This is a genomic window from Kitasatospora sp. NPDC086801 (assembly GCF_044745805.1).
Classification (GTDB): Bacteria; Actinomycetota; Actinomycetes; order Streptomycetales; family Streptomycetaceae; genus Kitasatospora.
This window is the reverse complement of the sequence record NZ_JBIVAX010000019.1, coordinates 19526-37229: the sequence shown is the minus strand read 5'-3', so window position 1 is coordinate 37229 and position 17704 is coordinate 19526. Positions and strand designations below refer to the sequence as shown.

General features: G+C 75.5%; 19 protein-coding genes and 1 pseudogene. 11 read left to right on the top strand and 9 right to left on the bottom strand.

The window, feature by feature from the left end; all coding sequences use genetic code 11:
• The first annotated feature begins 7 nt into the window (after positions 1 to 7).
• Together ACIPLC_RS20710 and ACIPLC_RS20705 are read left to right on the top strand one after the other, a co-directional pair.
• Entirely contained in the window at positions 8 to 763 is a 756-nt protein-coding gene (locus tag ACIPLC_RS20710; protein ID WP_400474462.1) for a futalosine hydrolase, read from the top strand.
• The gene (locus ACIPLC_RS20705) at positions 756 to 1607 is read left to right on the top strand and encodes a 1,4-dihydroxy-6-naphthoate synthase (protein WP_400474461.1); all 852 of its coding nucleotides are present in this window, start codon (positions 756 to 758) and stop codon (positions 1605 to 1607) included. The genes ACIPLC_RS20710 and ACIPLC_RS20705 overlap by 8 nt, the downstream gene beginning before the upstream one ends.
• Before the next feature lie 16 nt (positions 1608 to 1623).
• On the opposite strand, the gene ACIPLC_RS20700 is transcribed toward ACIPLC_RS20705, so the two are convergent.
• On the bottom strand, positions 1624 to 2007 hold the full coding sequence (locus ACIPLC_RS20700) for a cold-shock protein (RefSeq protein ID WP_063348207.1): 384 nt from the start codon (positions 2005 to 2007) through the stop codon (positions 1624 to 1626).
• Between the two features lie 473 nt (positions 2008 to 2480).
• On the opposite strand from ACIPLC_RS20700, the gene ACIPLC_RS20695 reads away from it, so the two are divergent.
• Positions 2481 to 2723, top strand: a complete 243-nt coding sequence (locus ACIPLC_RS20695) for a hypothetical protein (RefSeq protein ID WP_400474460.1) — start codon at positions 2481 to 2483, stop codon at positions 2721 to 2723.
• 19 nt (positions 2724 to 2742) lie between these two features.
• On the opposite strand, the gene ACIPLC_RS20690 is transcribed toward ACIPLC_RS20695, so the two are convergent.
• A complete protein-coding gene (locus tag ACIPLC_RS20690) occupies positions 2743 to 3369 on the bottom strand; it encodes an HAD family hydrolase (RefSeq protein WP_400474459.1) in 627 nt (208 codons plus the stop codon).
• Between the two features lie 99 nt (positions 3370 to 3468).
• On the opposite strand from ACIPLC_RS20690, the gene ACIPLC_RS20685 reads away from it, so the two are divergent.
• The 4 genes from ACIPLC_RS20685 (at position 3469) to ACIPLC_RS20670 (ending at position 7419) form a co-directional block, all read left to right on the top strand.
• The gene (locus tag ACIPLC_RS20685; RefSeq protein WP_400474458.1) at positions 3469 to 4500 is read left to right on the top strand and encodes a FecCD family ABC transporter permease; all 1032 of its coding nucleotides are present in this window, start codon (positions 3469 to 3471) and stop codon (positions 4498 to 4500) included.
• A complete protein-coding gene (locus ACIPLC_RS20680; protein WP_400474457.1) occupies positions 4497 to 5573 on the top strand; it encodes a FecCD family ABC transporter permease in 1077 nt (358 codons plus the stop codon). Before ACIPLC_RS20685 ends, ACIPLC_RS20680 begins: the two co-directional genes overlap by 4 nt.
• Positions 5573 to 6379 (top strand): ABC transporter ATP-binding protein, encoded by an 807-nt coding sequence (locus ACIPLC_RS20675; protein ID WP_400474456.1) that lies wholly within the window; start codon positions 5573 to 5575, stop codon positions 6377 to 6379. Before ACIPLC_RS20680 ends, ACIPLC_RS20675 begins: the two co-directional genes overlap by 1 nt.
• A gap of 68 nt (positions 6380 to 6447) precedes the next feature.
• Positions 6448 to 7419, top strand: coding sequence for an ABC transporter substrate-binding protein (locus tag ACIPLC_RS20670; protein ID WP_400474455.1), 972 nt, complete (start codon positions 6448 to 6450; stop codon positions 7417 to 7419).
• Here the strand turns inward: ACIPLC_RS20670 and ACIPLC_RS20665 are convergent.
• Positions 7382 to 8212 carry a DUF6597 domain-containing transcriptional factor gene (locus ACIPLC_RS20665; protein ID WP_400474454.1) on the bottom strand — a complete coding sequence of 277 codons (831 nt, stop codon included), beginning with the start codon at positions 8210 to 8212 and terminating at the stop codon, positions 7382 to 7384. The two genes, ACIPLC_RS20670 and ACIPLC_RS20665, sit on opposite strands and share 38 nt — an antisense overlap.
• A 112-nt stretch (positions 8213 to 8324) precedes the next feature.
• Here ACIPLC_RS20665 and ACIPLC_RS20660 point away from each other — a divergent pair, with 112 nt between their 5' ends.
• Positions 8325 to 8768 (top strand): MarR family winged helix-turn-helix transcriptional regulator, encoded by a 444-nt coding sequence (locus ACIPLC_RS20660; protein ID WP_400474453.1) that lies wholly within the window; start codon positions 8325 to 8327, stop codon positions 8766 to 8768.
• Positions 8769 to 8877: 109 nt separating this feature from the next.
• Here ACIPLC_RS20660 and ACIPLC_RS20655 read toward each other — a convergent pair whose 3' ends face one another.
• Together ACIPLC_RS20655 and ACIPLC_RS20650 are read right to left on the bottom strand one after the other, a co-directional pair.
• Entirely contained in the window at positions 8878 to 9489 is a 612-nt protein-coding gene (locus ACIPLC_RS20655) for a cysteine hydrolase family protein (RefSeq protein ID WP_400474452.1), read from the bottom strand.
• A gap of 87 nt (positions 9490 to 9576) precedes the next feature.
• Positions 9577 to 10992, bottom strand: a complete 1416-nt coding sequence (locus tag ACIPLC_RS20650; protein ID WP_400474451.1) for an MFS transporter — start codon at positions 10990 to 10992, stop codon at positions 9577 to 9579.
• Between the two features lie 251 nt (positions 10993 to 11243).
• Here ACIPLC_RS20650 and ACIPLC_RS20645 point away from each other — a divergent pair.
• Positions 11244 to 11546: pseudogene (locus ACIPLC_RS20645) on the top strand (TIGR03086 family protein); the annotation flags it as partial.
• 205 nt (positions 11547 to 11751) lie between these two features.
• Here the strand turns inward: ACIPLC_RS20645 and ACIPLC_RS20640 are convergent.
• Both ACIPLC_RS20640 and ACIPLC_RS20635 read right to left on the bottom strand, forming a co-directional pair.
• A complete protein-coding gene (locus tag ACIPLC_RS20640) occupies positions 11752 to 12228 on the bottom strand; it encodes a hypothetical protein (RefSeq protein WP_400474450.1) in 477 nt (158 codons plus the stop codon).
• Positions 12229 to 12345: 117 nt separating this feature from the next.
• Entirely contained in the window at positions 12346 to 12996 is a 651-nt protein-coding gene (locus ACIPLC_RS20635) for a hypothetical protein (protein WP_363619103.1), read from the bottom strand.
• 102 nt (positions 12997 to 13098) lie between these two features.
• Between ACIPLC_RS20635 and ACIPLC_RS20630 the strand changes: the two genes are divergently transcribed.
• Positions 13099 to 13833, top strand: coding sequence for a TetR/AcrR family transcriptional regulator (locus tag ACIPLC_RS20630; RefSeq protein ID WP_400474449.1), 735 nt, complete (start codon positions 13099 to 13101; stop codon positions 13831 to 13833).
• On the opposite strand, the gene ACIPLC_RS20625 is transcribed toward ACIPLC_RS20630, so the two are convergent.
• Complete coding sequence (locus ACIPLC_RS20625) at positions 13730 to 14707, bottom strand: hypothetical protein (RefSeq protein ID WP_400474448.1); 978 nt, start codon at positions 14705 to 14707, stop codon at positions 13730 to 13732. The genes ACIPLC_RS20630 and ACIPLC_RS20625 overlap by 104 nt on opposite strands.
• 159 nt (positions 14708 to 14866) lie before the next feature.
• On the opposite strand from ACIPLC_RS20625, the gene ACIPLC_RS20620 reads away from it, so the two are divergent.
• On the top strand, positions 14867 to 17368 hold the full coding sequence (locus ACIPLC_RS20620; RefSeq protein WP_400474447.1) for a helicase-associated domain-containing protein: 2502 nt from the start codon (positions 14867 to 14869) through the stop codon (positions 17366 to 17368).
• A gap of 19 nt (positions 17369 to 17387) precedes the next feature.
• Here the strand turns inward: ACIPLC_RS20620 and ACIPLC_RS20615 are convergent, their stop codons facing one another.
• Positions 17388 to 17639, bottom strand: a complete 252-nt coding sequence (locus ACIPLC_RS20615; RefSeq protein WP_280678786.1) for a hypothetical protein — start codon at positions 17637 to 17639, stop codon at positions 17388 to 17390.
• Between the last annotated feature and the right edge of the window lie 65 nt (positions 17640 to 17704).

Genomic DNA, 17704 nt, shown 5'->3' with positions numbered 1-17704 from the left:
TCCCGCGATGACCGCGCACGCCGTCGCCGACGAGCGGAACGAGCAGTCGGGCCCCGACCGGGCCCGGCTGCTCGTCGTCGTCGCGGTGCCCGCCGAGGCCGAGGCCGTCCTGCGCGGGCTGCCCGGCCCGGCCACCGTGCTGCCGCTGCCCGGCGGCGCGCTGCACCGCGCCGCGGGCGTCCCGGTGGACGTCCTGGCGGGCGGGGTCGGCCCGGCGGCCGCCGCGGCCGCCGCCTCCGCCGCGCTGGGGGCCCCGGGGGGCCGTTACGGCCTGGCCGTCTCGGCCGGGATCGCCGGCGGGTTCGCCCCGTACGCCCCGGTCGGCGCCACCGTGCTGGCCGACGCGATCGTCACCGCCGACCTCGGCGCCGAGACCCCCGAGGGCTTCGCCGACGTCACCGAGCTGGGCTTCGGCACCGTCCGGCACACCCCTCCCCCGGCCGCCGTCGCACTGGCCGCCCGGGCCCTGGGCGCCGCCACCGGCCCGGTGCTGACCGTCTCCACCGTCACCGGCAGCGCCGAGCGGGCCGCCGCGCTGGCCGCTCGCCACCCGGGCGCGCTGGCCGAGGCGATGGAGGGCTTCGGCGTGGCCGAGGCCGCCGCCCGGCACGGCGTGCCGGTGCTCGAACTGCGGACCGTCTCCAACCCGGTCGGCCCGCGCGACCGGGCCGCCTGGCGGATCGGCGAGGCGCTGGCCGCCCTGGAGCGGGCCTTCGCCGCACTGCCCGTCCACGAACTGATCGAGGAGGCCGGCCGTGGCTGAACGGCTGAGCATCGCGTACTCGCCCTGCCCGAACGACACCTTCGTCTTCCACGCCTGGGCGCACGGCCTGGTGCCCGGGGCGGACGCCCCCGAGGTGACCTTCGCGGACATCGACGTCACCAACGGCCTGGCCGAGCGCGGTGAACTGGACGTCCTGAAGATCAGTTACGGCGCGCTGCCCTGGGTCCTGGACGAGTACACCCTGCTGCCCTGCGGCGGCGCGCTCGGGCGCGGCTGCGGCCCGCTGGTGCTCACCCGGCCGGGGACGGACGCCCCCGCGGACCTCACCGGGAAGACGGTGGCGGTGCCGTCCGAGCGGTCCACCGCCTACCTGCTGTTCCGGCTCTGGGCCGCGAAGGCGGTGCCGGGCGGCTTCGGCGAGATCGTCGTCCTGCCGTTCCACGAGATCATGCCCGCCGTCCGGGACGGCCGGGTGGACGCCGGCCTGGTGATCCACGAGGCCCGCTTCACGTACCAGCAGTACGGCCTGCACAGCCTGGCCGACATGGGCGAGGCCTGGGAGCAGGAGACCGGCCTGCCGATCCCGCTCGGCGCGATCGTCGCCCGGCGTTCGCTCGGCGCCGAACGGCTGCGCGCGCTCACCGACGCCGTCCGCGCCTCCGTCCGGCAGGCCTGGGCGGACCCTCGCGCCAGCCGGGAGTACGTGCTGGCGCACGCCCAGGAGATGGACCCGGCCGTCGCCGACCAGCACATCGCGCTGTACGTGAACGAGTTCACCGCGGACCTCGGCGAGGAGGGCTACGCGGCCGTCCGCGCGCTGCTCACCCGGGCCGCCGCGGAAGGGCTGGTGCCCCCGCTCGACCCGGGTGCGCTGGCGTTCTGATCCCCGGCCGGACGCCTCAGACGTCGAACTGGTCGGCCACCGCGCGCAGCAGGCCGGCCAGCTTCTGGCCGGTCGCCTTGGCCGGGTAGCGGCCGTGCTGGAGGCCCGGCAGCACCGCGTCCAGCGTGGTGATCAGGTCCTGGACGATCGGCGCCATGTCGTCGGCGCTCTTGCGCTGGGCGGCGGCCACCGACGGCAGTGCGTCCAGCAGCTGCACGGCCATCGCCTGGTCGCCGCGGTGGCCGGCGACCACGCCGAACTCGACCCGCTGGCCCGGCTTCAGCACGGTGACACCGGCGGGCAGTGCCTTGGTGTGGACGAAGACGTCGCCGCCGTCGTCGCGCGACAGGAAGCCGAAGCCCTTCGTCTCGTTGAACCACTTGACCTGGCCGGTGGGCATCTCGAACAGTCCTCGAATGGGTGTGAGGGATCCCGGCCCTGGCCGGGGATCACTGGGTGGTGGGGAAGGCCGCCGACCTCGGCTCGGCGCCCGCGGGCGCTCATGGTCAGCACGCTGTCAGGAGCAGACTAACGGTCCGTCACTGCCTCATCCGCGTTCCGCGAAAGATCCGCGTTCCAGGGCCCGTTGGGGGCGGTACGGGCGCGGCGGTCTCGCGGTCACGGGCGACCCGGCACTGGCACGGCCGGGGCGCGGCTCAGCGCGGTCCATCGGCTCACACCCCCGGGTCTGAGGAAACGGGGCGCACCTGTCGCACCCCTCGGCACCCCCTGCATACCCCCGCCCAGCAGGGATCAAAACGTTCAGCTTCCGAGAAACTGCGCAACGTGACCGAACCGCTCCGGTGGCCGGGCCCGGCGGCCGCTCTGCCAGACTGGACGGACCGCCCGACCAGCCCCGAGGAGCGAGCAGACGTGAGCAGCCAGAGCGCCGACCCCGGCGACGTGTACGTCAAGGCCGGAACGATCGTCTTCGGTCTGGGCGCGCTCGCCACCCTGGTCACCTTCGTCCCGCTGTTCCTGCACCTGACGCCGCTGCCGACGGCCGCGTACTGGCTGAGCATGCTGATGCCGGCGGGCTTCCTGGCCGCGCTGACCGGGCTGTTCCTGAACGCGCGGGCCCAGCGCCGCCGGGTGGAGGCCTCGGGCGCCTCCTAGGACGCCCCCGGGCTGCGGCTCAGCGGGCCAGGTGGGCGTCGAGCCAGGCCGGGAACCCGGTGAGGTCCGCCAGCACCACGTCCGCCCCGGCCGCGCGCAGTTCGTCCGCGCTGTACGGGCCGGTGGCCACGCACACCGCGACGGCGTCCGCGTGCCGGGCGCCCCGGATGTCGCCGAGGTGGTCACCGACGTAGACGCTCGCGCCGTGCTCGCGCAGCGCCTCGCCCTTGGTCTCCGCCCAGAGGTCGCCGGCCAGCGCGTCCGCGTGCAGGCCGGCGTGCTCCAGGTGGAGGCGGGCGTTCGGCTCGTACTTGCCGGTGATCACCGCGACCCGGCCGCCGTGGTCGCGGACCGCCTCGACGGCGGCGTGCGCGCCGGGGAGGGCGACGGTCGGGGCGAAGGCGAGTTCGCGGTAGAGCTCGCGGTAACGGGTGACGGCCCGCTCCACCTCGTCCTCCGGGAACCAGTTGCGGATCTCGTCCAGCAGCGGCGGCCCGAGCCGGGTGACCACCAGGTCGGCGTCGATGTGGGCCCCGGTCTCGGCCGCGAGCGCCAGGTAGGTGGCACGGATCCCCGGCCGGGTGTCCAGCAGCGTCATGTCGAGGTCGAAGCCGACGGTGAGCGGGGCGGTGCGGGTCTCGGGCATGCCGTCAGGCTATCCAACGGGCGGTGCGGGCGCCGAGGCAATTTGCCCCGGCTTCCGGCGGGAACTTAGGTTTACCTGAGTTGTCTGCGGAGAGGGCTCATGACCGACACCACCGCGCCACCCGGCGCGCGACGGACACCGCGCCGCCGAATACCGTGGCTCGCCGCCGCGCTGGCCGTCCTGGCCACCGCTGTGCTGCTGAGCCTGGCGGTCGGCAGCCGCACCATCCCCTTCGGCGACACCCTCGACGCCCTGCTGCACGGCGGCGACACGGCCAACGCCGTCGTCGTCCGCGAGCTGCGGGTGCCGCGCACCGTCGTCGGGCTGGCCGTTGGCGCGGCGCTCGGCCTCGCCGGGGCCGTCATGCAGGGCCTCACCCGCAACCCGATCGCCGACCCCGGCATCCTCGGCGTCTCCCAGGGCGCGGCGGCCGGCGTGGTCCTCGCCATCTCCGGCTTCGGCGTCTCCACCCTCACCGGGTACGTCTGGTTCGGCTTCGCGGGCGCCGTGATCGCCACCGTGCTCGTGTACGGCCTGGCCGGGCGCGGCCGGGGCGGGGCCACGCCGATCAAGCTGGCGCTGGCCGGCTCGGCGATGTCCGCGTTCATCGCCTCGCTCAACACCCTGGTGCTGACGACCGACGCGGCCACCATGGACCAGTTCCGCTTCTGGCACGTCGGCTCGCTCTCCGGGCGGACCTCGGACGTGGCCTGGCAGTTGCTGCCGTTCCTCGCGGTCGGCACGGTGCTGGTGGTCGCGGTGGCCCGCGGCCTGGACGCGCTCGCGCTCGGCGAGGACACCGCCAAGGGCCTCGGCGCCAAGACCGGCCTGGTCCGGGTGGTCGGCGCGCTCGGCGCGACGGTGCTGACCGGCTCGGCCGTCGCGGCCGCCGGGCCGATCGCCTTCATCGGCCTCGCCGTCCCGCACGCGGCGCGGGCCGTCGCCGGCGCGGACCACCGCTGGGTGCTCGCCTTCTCCGCCGTCCTCGGCCCGGCCCTGCTGCTGCTCGCCGACACCCTGGGGCGGGTCCTCTTCCCGCCGTCGGAGGTCCCGGCGGGCGTGATGACGGCGCTCGTCGGCGTCCCGGTCCTGGTCGCGCTGGTGCGCCGCCGGAAGGTGGTCGCGTCATGAGCGCGCAGGGCGGGCGGACCGTCGGGCGCGGCGCCGTCTCCCCACGCGGGTACGCCGTGCTGCGGGCCGGGCGGGCGTCCGTGCTGCTGCACCGCCGGTCGGCGGTGGTGGCGCTGGGCCTGCTGGTCGCGCTGGCCGGGACGGTCGTCGCCTCGCTCTGCCTGGGCGAGTCGGCGGTGTCACCGGTCGAGGTGGTGAAGGTGGTGCTCGGGCAGCCGAGCCCGCACGAGCTGGTGGTCGGCGAGTTCCGGCTGCCCCGGGTGGTCGTGGGCCTGCTGGTCGGCACGGCGTTGGGGCTGGCCGGGGCGCTGATCCAGACCGTCGCCCGCAATCCGCTGGCCAGCCCCGACGTGGTGGGCGTGACCTGGGGCGCGACCGCCACCGTCGTCGGGCTGATGGCGTACGGCGTGGTCGGCTCGACCGGTCAGGCCCCGTACGCGGCGGTGGCGGGCGGGCTGGTGGCCGGGCTGCTGGTGTACGCGCTGGCGTGGCGGCGCGGCCTGCACGCGCAGCGCTTCGTGCTGATCGGGATCGGGATCAGCGTGGCCCTCTCCTCGCTGACCTCCGTGTTCCTGACCAAGGGCGACGGCTTCCAGGCGCAGGCCGCGAAGGTCTGGATGACGGGCAGCCTGAACGGCGCCGGCTACGACCAGGCCGGCTGGCTGGCCTGGGTGCTGCTCGCCGCCGTCCCCGTCGTCCTGTGGGCGGCGCGGGCGCAGCGCTCGATCTCCTTCGACGACGCGACGGCCGTCGGTCTGGGCCTGCGGCTGGACCGGATCCGGCTCGGCATGGCGCTGCTGGGCATCGTGCTGGCCTCGTGCGCGGCGGGCGCCGCCGGGCCGGTGGACTTCGTGGCGCTGATGGCCCCGCAGATCGCGCTGCGGCTGGTCCGGTCCGCGCAGGTCCCGCTGTTCTGCTCGGCGCTGACGGGCGCGCTGGTGGTCGTGCTGGCCGACCTGATCGCCCGGCGGCTGCTGGCGCCGACCGAGCTGCCGGTGGGCGTGGTGACCGGCATGGTCGGCGCGCCGTACTTGATGTGGCTGCTGATCCGTTCCCGTCGTGGAGGTTCCTGATGTCCGCTCACCGTCTGGAGGCCCGGGGCCTCACCCTGGCCTACGAGGCGCGCACGGTCGTCGAGGGCCTGGACGTCGGCATCCCGGACGGGCGGGTGACGGTGATCGTCGGCCCGAACGCCTGCGGCAAGTCGACGCTGCTGCGGGCCCTGGGGCGCCTGCTGAAGCCGGTCCGGGGCGCGGTGCTGCTGGACGGCGAGGAGCTGGCGCGGATCCCGACGAAGCGGATCGCCCAGCGGCTGGGCCTGCTGCCGCAGTCTCCGACGGCGCCGGAGGGCATCTCGGTGGCGGATCTGGTCTCGCGGGGCCGCCAGCCGCACCAGAGCTGGTGGCAGCAGTGGTCGCCGGAGGACGAGGCGGCGGTGACGGAGGCGTTGGAGCGGACGTCCACGGCGGAGCTGGCCGAGCGCAGCATGGACGAGCTGTCCGGCGGCCAGCGGCAGCGCGCGTGGATCGCGATGGCGCTGGCGCAGGGCACGGACATCCTGCTGCTGGACGAGCCGACCACCTACCTGGACATCGCGCACCAGGTGGAGGTGCTGGACCTGGTCCGCCGGCTGAACGTCGAGCGCGGCCGGACGGTGGTGGCGGTGCTGCACGACCTCAACCAGGCGGCCCGGTACGCGGACCACCTGGTGGCGATGCGGGACGGTCGGGTGGTGGCGCAGGGCGCGCCGACCGAGGTGGTGACGGCCGAGCTGGTGCGGGAGGTGTTCGGGCTGGAGTCGGTGGTGGTGCCGGACCCGGTGACGGGCACGCCGTTGGTCGTTCCGGGGGCCCCGTGGGCGGCGACCGCGGGCGCCTGACGGCGATTCGGGTACCGACCCGGACATAATCGACGCGCCCCCGAAGCCTCATCGTCTGAGGACCGCCGATGCACCGGATCGCCCGCCGTTCGTTCCTCGCCGGTCTCGGCGGGGCCGCGCTCGCGTCCTGCACGACCCGGCGGCCGGCGCCGCCGACCACCGACGGCCTGGGTGCGTCCGCCTCGCCCACCCCGGTGCCGCCGGTCACGGTGGGCGCGGCCACCGGGCCGGTGCTGGTGCCGGGCGAGCCGCTGCGGGTGGTCGTCCTCGACACGGACGTGCTGGACTCGGCGCTGACCCTCGGCATCACCCCGATCGGCGCCGCGCTGCCGGCCGCCGAAACCCGGTTCCCGGACTACTGGCCGGCCTCCCGGGTCGCCGGGATCCACCGGGTCGGCCCGGTCGGCGCCCCGGACCTGGCCGCGATCCGGGCGCTGCGGCCGGATCTGATCCTCTCCAACCAGGCGCGCGACGGCGACCGCTTCGACCAGTTGCGGGAGATCGCGCCGACCGTGCTCACCCAGACCACCGGCGCGCCGTGGAAGGCCGACTTCCAGGTGCACGCCCAGGCGTTGAGCCGGGAGGCCGCGGCGGCGGCCTTCGTCGGCTCGTACCAGCGGCACGCCAACCAGGTGGCCCAGGCCCTGTCGGCGGCGAAGGCGTCCGGCCGGAAGGTGAGCCTGGTGCGGTTCGTGGAGGGCGGCGGGATCCGGCTGTTCGGGAAGCAGAGCTTCCCCGGGATCGTGCTGTCGGACGCCCAGGTGGGGCGGCCGGACGCGCAGAACGTCGACCAGTCCGACGTCGAGATCCCGCTGGACCAGATCGGGAAGGCGGACGGCGACCTGCTGCTGTACGCCACCTACGGCGACCCCGGCCGGGCCGGCACCGACGCCGCGCTGGAGAGCCCGGGTTGGCAGGCGTTGGGGGCGGTCAAGGCGAGCCGGGCGTTCCCGGTGGACGACCAGCTGTGGTTCCAGGGGATCGGGTACACCGGCGCCAACTTCATGCTGGCCGAGTTGCAGCGCTACCTGGGGGCGTGACCCGCCGCGCGGCGCCGGCGTAGCGGGCCGGGGAGGTGCCGACAGCGGCCGTGAAGTCGCGGGTGAGGTGGGCCTGGTCCGCGTAGCCGAGTTCGGCCGCGAGCGCCGCCAGGTCCAACGCGCCGCCCGCGTCGGCGCGTTCGGCGGCCTCGTGGAGCCTGGCGCGGCGCAGCACCCACTTCGGGGAGGCGCCGACGTACTCGGCGAACAGCCGCTGGAGCCGGCGGACGGTGAGGCCCAGCTCCCGGGCCAGGTCGTCGACCCGGCACAGGTCGGGGGTGCCGGTGATCCGGTCCACCATGGCGGCGACCTCCTGCGCGACCGGGTCGGGCGCGGGCAGCCGGGGCAACAGGAAGGCGTCCGCGAGGACGGCCGGGTCCTGCGGCGAGCGCAGCACGTCCTCGTTGAACCGGTCCGCCTCGGGGCCGAAGTAGGCGACCGCGGGCACCGACCGGTCCGCGAGCCCGGCCACCGGGTGCCCGGCGAACGAACGGAACGCGCCCGGCCTGAACTTCACGCCCAGCACGTGCCCGGCACCCTCCAGGCGGCGGACGAAGAGCGACCGGTCGACCCCGTAGACGCGGGCCCGCGGGGCCTCGAAGACCAGGTGCACGTTCGGGTGGGCGAGCACCTTCTGCTCGTACGGGGGCAGGCCACGGCGGTCCCAGCGGACCAGCCAGTAGAACTCGACGAAGCGCGCCACGGCGGGGGCGGGCACGCGCCGGTCCACCCTGATCGCCGCCGCCGCGCGGGCGGGGTGGAGCACGCCGCGTCCGAGGTCGGGAGAGTCCATACCGGCCAGGCTAGGGCGTGTCCTCCGGATCCGCCGGACGGTCGGCCCCGCCCCCGTGCACCGGGGTTCCGGCGCTGGTCGGGGCGGCCGTGCCCTGCCATAAGCTGGCACGGTGAGTAGCGAACCGGCCCCGCCCGAGGACACCGCCGTCGAGCTGATGCGCGCGATGACGCGGCTGCGGGCGCGGCTGCGCACCGAGGCCCCGATCGACGACCTGCCGTGGAACTGGTCGCACCTGACCACCCTGCACCGCGTCGTGCAGGAGGGCCCGGCGACCGTGACCGAACTCGCCCAGGCCGAGCACGTGCGCCGCCAGTCCATGGCGGAGACCGTGGCCGCGTTGCGGGCCGGCGGCCTGGTCAGCGCCGCCAAGGACCCGAACGACGGGCGCAAGTCCCTCTTCAGCGCGACCCCGGCCGGAGCCGAGCTGTGCGAGCGGATCCCGGCGGCGCGGGAGGCCTGGCTGGCCGCGGTGATCGGGTCCACGCTCCGGGCCGGCGAGCGCAAGACGCTCGACCGGGCCGCGGAGATCATGAACCGCCTGGCGGATGTCTAGGGTCTCTCTTTCGGATCTTTCGGATCTTTCGGATCACGCCGGATCACGCCGGATCAGCGCGCGGCGTGATCCGAAAGCCCTGCGGCGGGTCCGGCCGAGGCGCCGCGCGTCACCGGCTCCCGGGCGCGCTCAGCGTGGCCAGGTCCGCGGTGGCGGCGATCCAGGCCTGGCGCGGGAAGACCTTCTCCATGAGCACCCGGTGCACCTCCGGGTCGGGGTCGGCGGTGGCGTCGGCCAGGACGAACAGGCGGTAGTCCTCGTCGGCCGCCTGCCGGAGGGTGGTCAGCACCACCCCGCTGGTGGAGAGCCCGGCGAGGACGAGGGTGTCCACGCCCCGCGCGCGCAGTTCGGCGCGCAGATCGGTGTCGCTGGCGAAGGCGCCGAAGCGCGTCTTGCGCACGGTCACGTCGTCCTCGCGCGTCTCCAGGGACTCGTGCACGGCCGTCGCGGGGTGGCCGTCGGCGAGGTAGCCGGCCTCGGCGACCCGGGCGAAGGCCTTGTTGCGGGCGGGGACGGCGGCGAGGTCCGCCTCGGCGAACGCGACGCGGACGAGGACGACGTGCGCGCCGTGGGCGCGGGCCCAGGCCAGTGCCTCGCCCGCGCGGGCCAGCAGGCCCTCCGGGTCGGGGACGGCGCCGAGGACGGCGGGCTGGAAGTCCATCAGCAGCAGGGCGGTGCGGGCGGGGTCGATCGCGGGCGCGGTCTCGGTCACGGTGGTCATGTCGTGGATCGGCTCTCTGTGGGTTGAGGCAGGCCCGGGTCGGGCGGGCTTGGATCGGGCGGGCCCGGGTCGGTTCGCTTGCGGCGGCTAGGACTTGGCGAGTCCGCGGTCGCAGACGGTCAGGACGAGGAGGAGGGCGGAGATCGCCACCAGCACCCAGGCTATGGAGTGCAGGCCGCCGTCACCCACCCGGTCGTGGAAGGCGGTGCCGGTGATCGCCGCCGAGGCGATGGAACCGAGGTAGCCGAAGGTGCGCAGCAGCCCGGAGGCGGTGCCGACCGTCGCGGCGGGGGCCTCCTGGTAGAGGACGGTCTGGTTGGCGACCGTCCCGGCGCCGGAGGTCAGGCCGAACACCGCACCGACGGCGACGACCGCCGCCATCGGGGTGCCGCCGCCCACGAACAGCACGGCCACCGCGCCGAACAGCAGCAGCACCGCGCAGGCGATCAACGGCAGCCGCACGCCCGTCCGTTGTGCCACCACCCGGGCGGTCACGGCGCTCAGGACGCCCATCGGCATCAGCGCCAGGCCGGCCTGGTAGGCGGACAGCCCGCGGGCCGCCTCCAGCCACTGGGTGAGCCCGTAGAGGATCACGTACGTGCCCATCAGCGTCAGGCCGTTGCGCACGTAGGTGCGGGTCAGGGCCCCGTTGGAGGCGAGCAACCGGACGTCGAGGAACGGGTGGGCGGCGCGCAGTTCCCAGCCGACCAGCACGGCGGCGAGGACGAGGGCGGCGACGAGCGCGGGCCAGTTCGGGCGCGGCAGGGCGGAGAGGAAGACCATCAGGGCGGTCAGCGAGCCGCCGAAGCCCACCATGCCGGGCAGGTCGAGGCGGGAGGCGAGGGCGCGTGGTGAACCGAGGCGCACCGGGTCGGGGTCCGGCGCGATCCCGACCACCGCCAGGACCAGGGCGACGGCGGCGAGCGGGATGTTGATCCAGAAGGCGGTCCGCCAGCCGAACCAGCCCACCAGCAACCCGCCGAGGGCGGGACCGACGGCGACGGTGGCGGCTCCGGTGATCGCCAGGCCGCCGAGCACCCCGCGCGGCGGGGCCTGGTACCCGACCTGTTCGGCGCGGCGGCGGATCAGCAGCATCGCGGCCGGGTAGCCGGCCGAGGTGCCCGCACCGATCAGCACCCGGGCCGCGATCAGGGCGGCCATCGAGTGGGCCAGCGAGCCGACGATCCCGGCCGCGAACACCAGCACGATGCCGGCGATGAAGATCCGCCGGGGCCCGAACTCCTCGGCGAGCCGACCGGCGGCGGGCTGGGCCAGCGCGCTGGTGAGGTACAGGCAGGAGATCAGGATCGCGGTGTCCCCGACGGGGAGGTGCAGGGCCGCCGCGATGGCCACCAGTGCGGTCGCGATGATCGAGCTGTTGACCGGGTTGAGCGAGGCCCCCAGGTACAGCGGGGCCACGAAGCGCGGGCCGAAGGGGTTGCCGGTGGGCGTCGCGGTCGTGGCCGTCTGCTGCGGGGTGTGGGTGTCACCGGGGAGAGGCATGTCGGCCCCCTTCCTCCGGAACCTCTGCGACGGAGCGGGCCTGCTGGGGAGGTCCCGGCAGAGATAGGCAGGCTGCCTGCTTAATATTAGCAGCCTGCCTGCCTACTCTGAACCGGTTGCCGCAGCCGGGGCGGCCACCGCGGGCCCCGGGCCGGCGCTCCCGGCCGGGGCCCGCGGCGTCGCTCCTGGTCAGGGCACCGGCCGTCGCGTTTCTTCAAGACCCGGCGGCCCGACCGGCGCAGGATCGGGGCATGAACGATCACCCGACCCCGGACACCAACCCGCTGCACCCCCTGCTGGCGCGCGCCGCCGCGGCCGCCGCCCGGGTGGCCGACGGCGTCCCGGCGGACCACCCGCTGGACGGCCCGACACCCTGCACGGACTTCGACGCCCGTGCGCTCGTCAACCACTGGGTGCTCTACACCTCGCACGGCCTGGAGCACCGGGCCCGCCGCACCGAACTGCCCGAGGAACTGGTCGACCGCGACTTCACCGCCGACCCCGGCTGGCCCGCCGCCTACGCGGCCCGGCTGGCCCGCGCCGTCGCGGCCTGGGGCCACGTGGAGAACGGGAGGATCACCCGGATCCGGGTGACCTTCGACCCGCGGGGGCTGCTGGCGGGCTTCGCGCGCTGAGCGGAGGTCGCACCGGCCGCCGGGCTGAGCGATCCGGGCCCGACAGGGCGGGCGATCCGGGCCCGGCGGGGCGGGCGATCCGGGCCCGGCGGGGCGGGCGATCCGGGCCCGGCGGGGCGATGCCCTACTCGTCGTCGCCGTCCTGGATCTCCTCGGGCGGCGGCGCGAGGATGATCGGCCAGTCGTCCTCGGAGGCGAGGAGGTCTTCGAGCGGGGTGCCGGGGCCGGCGGTGAAGACGGCCAGCCCCTCGTCGAACCAGGCGGGCAGCACCGGATCGACGGTCGTCCCGGCGCGCAGGACCAGGTGGGCGCGCGGGTCGACGGTCGAGCGGTCGGGGAAGTCGGCGGGGTCGACGCCCACCTGCTCCAGCGCCACCGGGTAGACGGCCACCGAGATCGCCAGCCGGTCCCCCTCCAGGGAGGGCTCGAACCAACCGTCCGTCTGCACCAGGTAGAACACCCCGTCGCCCTCGTAGCAGTACGAGCCGAGCCGGTCCAGGGCGCGCTCACCGGGGGTGCCGTCGGGGTCGACGACCAGGACCGCGGCGGGCGCGTCCGGTTCGTCGGGATTCAGGCCGGGCCGTACGTACAGGCGGGCCATCGGGCACCTCCGGGTCGTGGCGGGTCGGGCGGGACTCAGCGGGTCGGGCGGGACTCAGCGGGTCGGGCGGGGCTCAGCGGGTCGGGCCCAAGCTACCGTCGCGCCAGGCGGTCGCAGCTACCGTCGCGCCAGGCGACCGCGAACCGCCCAGGCCACCGCACCGAGGGCGAAGCCGTAGACCGCCACCAGGCCGTGTCCGTTGTCCTGGGCGAGCCACATGGCGAGGCCCAGCACCGGGACGCCGACCGCCAGGGCGCGCTCCTTGGGGAGGCGGGTGCGGGTGAGGAAGGCGAGGGCCAGGGTGGCGCCGAGGAAGTAGGTGGCGCCGGAGCTGCCGGCGAAGTTGCGGGGGTCGGTGCTGGGGCCGTCGCCGAAGCCGAGCAGGTCGTCGATCCGGCCGGGCAGCAGGATGCCCGCGAGGAAGAACGCGAGGGTGAGCGGGCCGCCCCAGTACCACTGGGCGAGCGCGGCGACGGCGGCGAGGGTGGCGAGGTTCCACAGGCCGCCGCCGAGGCCGCCGTTCTGCATGAAGACCGAGGTGAACTCGCGCCACCAGCCGGACTTGGCGGGGTCGGCGTCGAGCGCGTCCATGGCGCCGGACCAGAGCAGTTGGAGCAGCACGCCGCCTACGGCGAGCGCGGTCAGGGCGACCGCCGCCCACGGGATCGGCCGCCCCCGCAGCGTGTCCCGGCCGACCACGCCGAGCCCGCAGTTGACCATCATGACCATCAGCGCGGCCGTGGTCACGTTGAACAGGATCGCCCCCATGACTGCCCCTCCCCCATCACATTCCAACGCCGTTCGAAAACCGGGTAGGGCAAAGCTAGCACAGTTTTCGAACAGTGTTGGAAAGCGTTGTACGGTGGAGCCATGAAGCTCACCAAGGAGCGCATCGTCGATGCGGGCATGGCCGTCTTCGCGGAGGTCGGCTACCACAACCTGTCCATGCGCCAGGTCGCCGACCGACTCGACGCCCACGCCGGCAGCCTCTACTACCACGTGCGCGGCAAGGACGAGTTGCTCGCCCTGATGGCCGACCGCATCTGCCGGCAGGCCCACGACACCGGCACCGAAGCCCTCGCCGCCCTCCCACCCGACGCCACCTGGCGGGACCGGGTCGAGGCCCAGGCCGCCACCCTGCGCCGCAGCATCCAGCAGCACCCCGGCGGCGCCCTGCTCCTCGCCGAGAGCCCCGGCGTCCTCAGCCCCGGCGGCCTCTCCCTGATGGAACGCCTGCTGCGCACCCTCCTCGACGCCGGCCTGCCCACCGCCCACTGCGGCATCGCCGCCGACATCCTGCTCAGCCACGTCACCGGTTTCGTCCTCCAGGAACAGAACCAGCCGCCGGCCCCGCCACCCGTCAGCGCCGAGCTCTACGCCGACCTGTGCGCGCAGTTCCCGCTGATCATGGGCGAGTTGATCCCCCGGCTCAGTCAGGACGAGAAGTTCACCCGGAGCATCCGACTGCTCTGCACCGGCTTCGCCGCCCTCACCCCGGGCGTCAGCCCTGCTGCGGCGGCCGACGGCGCAGGCTCAGCAGCAGCAGGACCACCGCCGACAGCACCGCCGACAGGCGCAGCACGCCCGGGGCCGCCGACCAGCTGATCTGGCTGAACTGCGAACCGGCCTGCACGCCGGCGCCGCCCTGGGCGCCCGCCTTGGCCTGCATGGCGTGCAGGGTGGCCGCGCTCATCGTGATCAGCGGGACCCCGAGGATGGCGAACTTGCGCATCAGATCGGAGAGTTGGCGGGACAGGTAGCCGAGGCCCCAGCCCACCAGCATGGCCGGGAAGAAGCTCATGGCGGCGCCGCCGACCAGCAGCCCGCAGGAGAGCAGGACCAGCAGGGACGGCCGCCGGGCCCCGGCACCCGCACCCGCGCCCGCACCCGCACTTGCGCCCGCACCGGCCCCGGCGGGGGCGGCCGGCTGCGCCTTCGCCTTCCCCGCGGTGGCCGCCCTCGCCCTGGCCTTCCGCTGCTTCCTTCCCTTCGCCGAAGCCGCCGACCCCGCCCCCGCCCCCGCCGGATCGGCGGTCTGCGCACCCTCCGCCCCCGATCCCGCCTCGCCCCCGGCGCGCTGCTCGGGGATCGGTCTCGGCGGAGCCTGCGGCGCGTCCGAGAAGTTGAGCAGCACCAAGTCCCAGCCGTTCGCGCCGGAGCTGTACACCTGGGGCGGCGGGATGGAGCCCGGATCGTCCTCGGGCCCGTCGAAACGCGGCTTGTCCAGCGGTACGGGCGGCGCCCCGGACGCCGGGGTGCGCGGTGGCCGGGGCGGGTCCAGCGGCACCGAGGGGGTCCCACCACCGGGCGACGGCGCGTCGTACACGCTGTCCCCGTCGGAGGCACCGGAGGCACCCGAACCGCCGCCGCTGCCGTCGCCGGCAGCACCCGACCCGGCGGACCCGCCGGAGGCCCCCGCCCCGCCCCCCGAACGGCCGCTCCACGGCCCGCTCCTGCGCCACCACTCGCCGTCCGTCATCACCGACACCCCGCCTCGCGCCCGAACCCCGGCCCACCGAACCACCCTCGGCCGTGACGCTACCCACCCCGCCCCCGCCCGCGCGAGTCCCCGGGTCCGTGCGCCACGGGCCGCCGGACGGACACCCCGCCGTCCGCCCGCCCGACTAACCTAGGTCGAATGACCACACAGCAGGGCCCTCAACGCCAGGGCAGGTCCGCCGCCGGCCCCCGCACCCTCGCGGAGGAGCTGCGCGCCCGCCCCGACGACGCGCTCGCCGCCCTGCTCCGCTCCCGCCCCGACCTGCTCAACCCCGTCCCCGGCGACCTCACCCAGCTGTCCGCCCGGCTCTCCTCCCGCGCCTCGGCGCTGCGCGCCCTGGAGCGCCTGGACCGCTTCACCCTTCAGGTCGCCGAGGTCCTGGCCACCGCCCCGGACGGCACCGGCCTGACCACCGTCCGCACCCTGCTGACCGGCCCGGCCAAGGTCAAGCCGCACCCGGGCGCGACGCCACTGACACCGGCCGACCGGTCCGCCGTCGCCGCCGCCCTCCCCCGGGCGGTCGCCACCCTGCGCGACCGGGCACTGCTCTGGGGCCCGGACAACGGCCTGCGGCTGGTGCTCGCCGTCCGCGAGGCGCTCGCCCCGACGGCCGCCAACCCCGGCCGCACCGGCCTCGGCCCGACCCTCTCCGACGCGACCGTCGGCATGTCCCCGGCCCGGCTCCAACAACTGCTCACCTCCGCCGGGCAGCCCGCCACCCCGGACCCGGTCACCGCCGTCGCCGCGCTCACCGCCCTGCTGAACGACCGCGCCCGCTGCGCGGCGCTGCTCGACACCGCCCCCGAGCCCGCGCTGCGGCTGCTGGAGCGCCTGGTCTGGGGCCCGCCGACCGGCACCGTCCCGGACGCCACCCGCCCGGTCACCGCCGAGGACGCGCAGAGCCCGGTCGAGTGGCTGCTCGCCCGCGGGCTGCTCCTGCCCAGCGGGCCGGGCAGCGTCGTCCTGCCGCGCGAACTGGCCCTGCACCTGCGCGGCGGCCGCACCCACCGCACCGTCGAACCGGTCCAGCCCGAGCCCGCCCCGGCCGCCGCCCCGCGCGATCCACAGGCTGTGGACGGCGCGGCGGCCGGCCAGGCCCACGCCGCGGTCAAGACCGTCGAGGAACTCCTCGACACCTGGGGCCTCACCCCGCCACCCACGCTGCGCGCCGGCGGCCTCGGCGTCCGCGACCTCAAGCGCACCGCACAGGCCCTGGAGACCACCGAGCAGCAGGCCGCCTTCTGGCTCGAACTCGCCCACACCGCAGGGCTGCTGGCCCCCGACGGCGAGGCCGACGAACGCTGGGCCCCGACCCCGGCCTACGACGCCTGGCTCCAGCAGGACACCGCCGAACGCTGGTCCGCCCTCGCCAAGGCCTGGCTCGCCGCCACCCGCGTCCCCGCCCTCACCGGCACCCCGGACGGCAAGGGCAAGCCGCGCACCGCCCTCGGCCCCGAACTCGACCGCACCCTCGCCCCGTCCGTCCGCCGCGCCACCCTCGCGCTGCTCGCCGAACTCCCGCCCGGCACCCCGGCCACCGCCGCCGAACTCCTGCCCACCCTGCGCTGGCAGCGCCCGCTGCGCGGCGGTCCGACCGGCCCGGACGGCCACGAGCTGCGCGACGACCTCACCGCCTGGACCCTCGCCGAGGCCGAACTCCTCGGCGTCACCGGCCGCGGCGCCCTCGCCGCCCCCGCCCGCGCCCTGCTCACCGCCGAATCCGACCCGGCCGAGGTGCTCGCCCCGCTGCTGCCGCAGCCGCTCGACCACGTGATCCTGCAACCGGACCTCACCGCGATCGCCCCCGGCCCGCTGCTCACCCCGCTCGCCCAGGCCCTCGCGCTGTGCGCCGACATCGAGTCCAAGGGCGGCGCCACCGTCTACCGCTTCACCCCGGTGTCCGTCCGCCGCGCCCTCGACGCCGGACGCACCGCCGCCGATCTGCGGGCCTTCCTGGAGCAGCACTCCCGGACGCCCCTCCCGCAGCCGCTCGGCTACCTGATCGACGACGTCGCCCGTCGGCACGGCATCCTGCGGGTCGGCGCCGCCTCCTCCTACCTGCGCTGCGACGACCCGTCCCTGCTGAACGAGGTCCTCGCCGACCGCCGCTCCGCCGACCTGCGGCTGCGGCTGCTAGCCCCCACCGTCCTCGCCTCCCAGGCCGCCCCGGACGTCCTGCTCGCCGCCCTGCGCACCATGGGCTACGCCCCCGCCGCCGAGTCCGCCGAGGGCGACGTCCTGATCACCCGCCCGGACAGCCACCGCACCCCGCCCCGCACCGCCCCCACGCCCGTCCCGGACGGCCCGCCGACCCCCGACGACACCCTGCTCGCCGCCGCCATCAAGGCCATCCGGGCCGGCGACCGCGCCGCCACCGCCAACCGCCGCGACCCCACCCCCGACCCGCGCCAACTGCCCCGCACCGCCGCCGCCGAGACCCTCGCGGCCCTGCAGACCGCCGTCCTGCTCGGCGAACGGATGTGGATCGGCTACCTCAACGCCGAGGGCATCGCCAGCCAGCGCATCATCGACCCGGTCAAGGTCGAAGGCGGCTTCGTCACCGCCTTCGACCACCACGCCGACGAGCTCCGCACCTTCGCCCTGCACCGCATCACCGGCGTCGCGGAGCTCGACGAGTAACCCCGGTGGCAGGGCCTGCTCAGTGCCCCTGCGACTCCTTCATCTTCTCCTTGACCGCCTTGTCCGCCAGGCTGCCGATCTCCCCCTGTCCGACCGGCAGCGAGCCGCCGCCGACCTGGTCGGCGATCAGGAATCCGGGTGCTGCGAGCAGCCCGCCGGGCCCCTCCCCGATCCCCGCGAGGGCGTGCGCGGAGCCGGCGGACGAGGCGGTGGCCGCGAAGGCCGTGCCCATGAGGGCGAGAGCGGTGAGAACGCGCTTCGACTTCTTCATGACCGGCTCAACGAGCGATGCGCATCGTGGTCACCCGGAGCCGTTGCCCGCCGCCTGCACCCGGC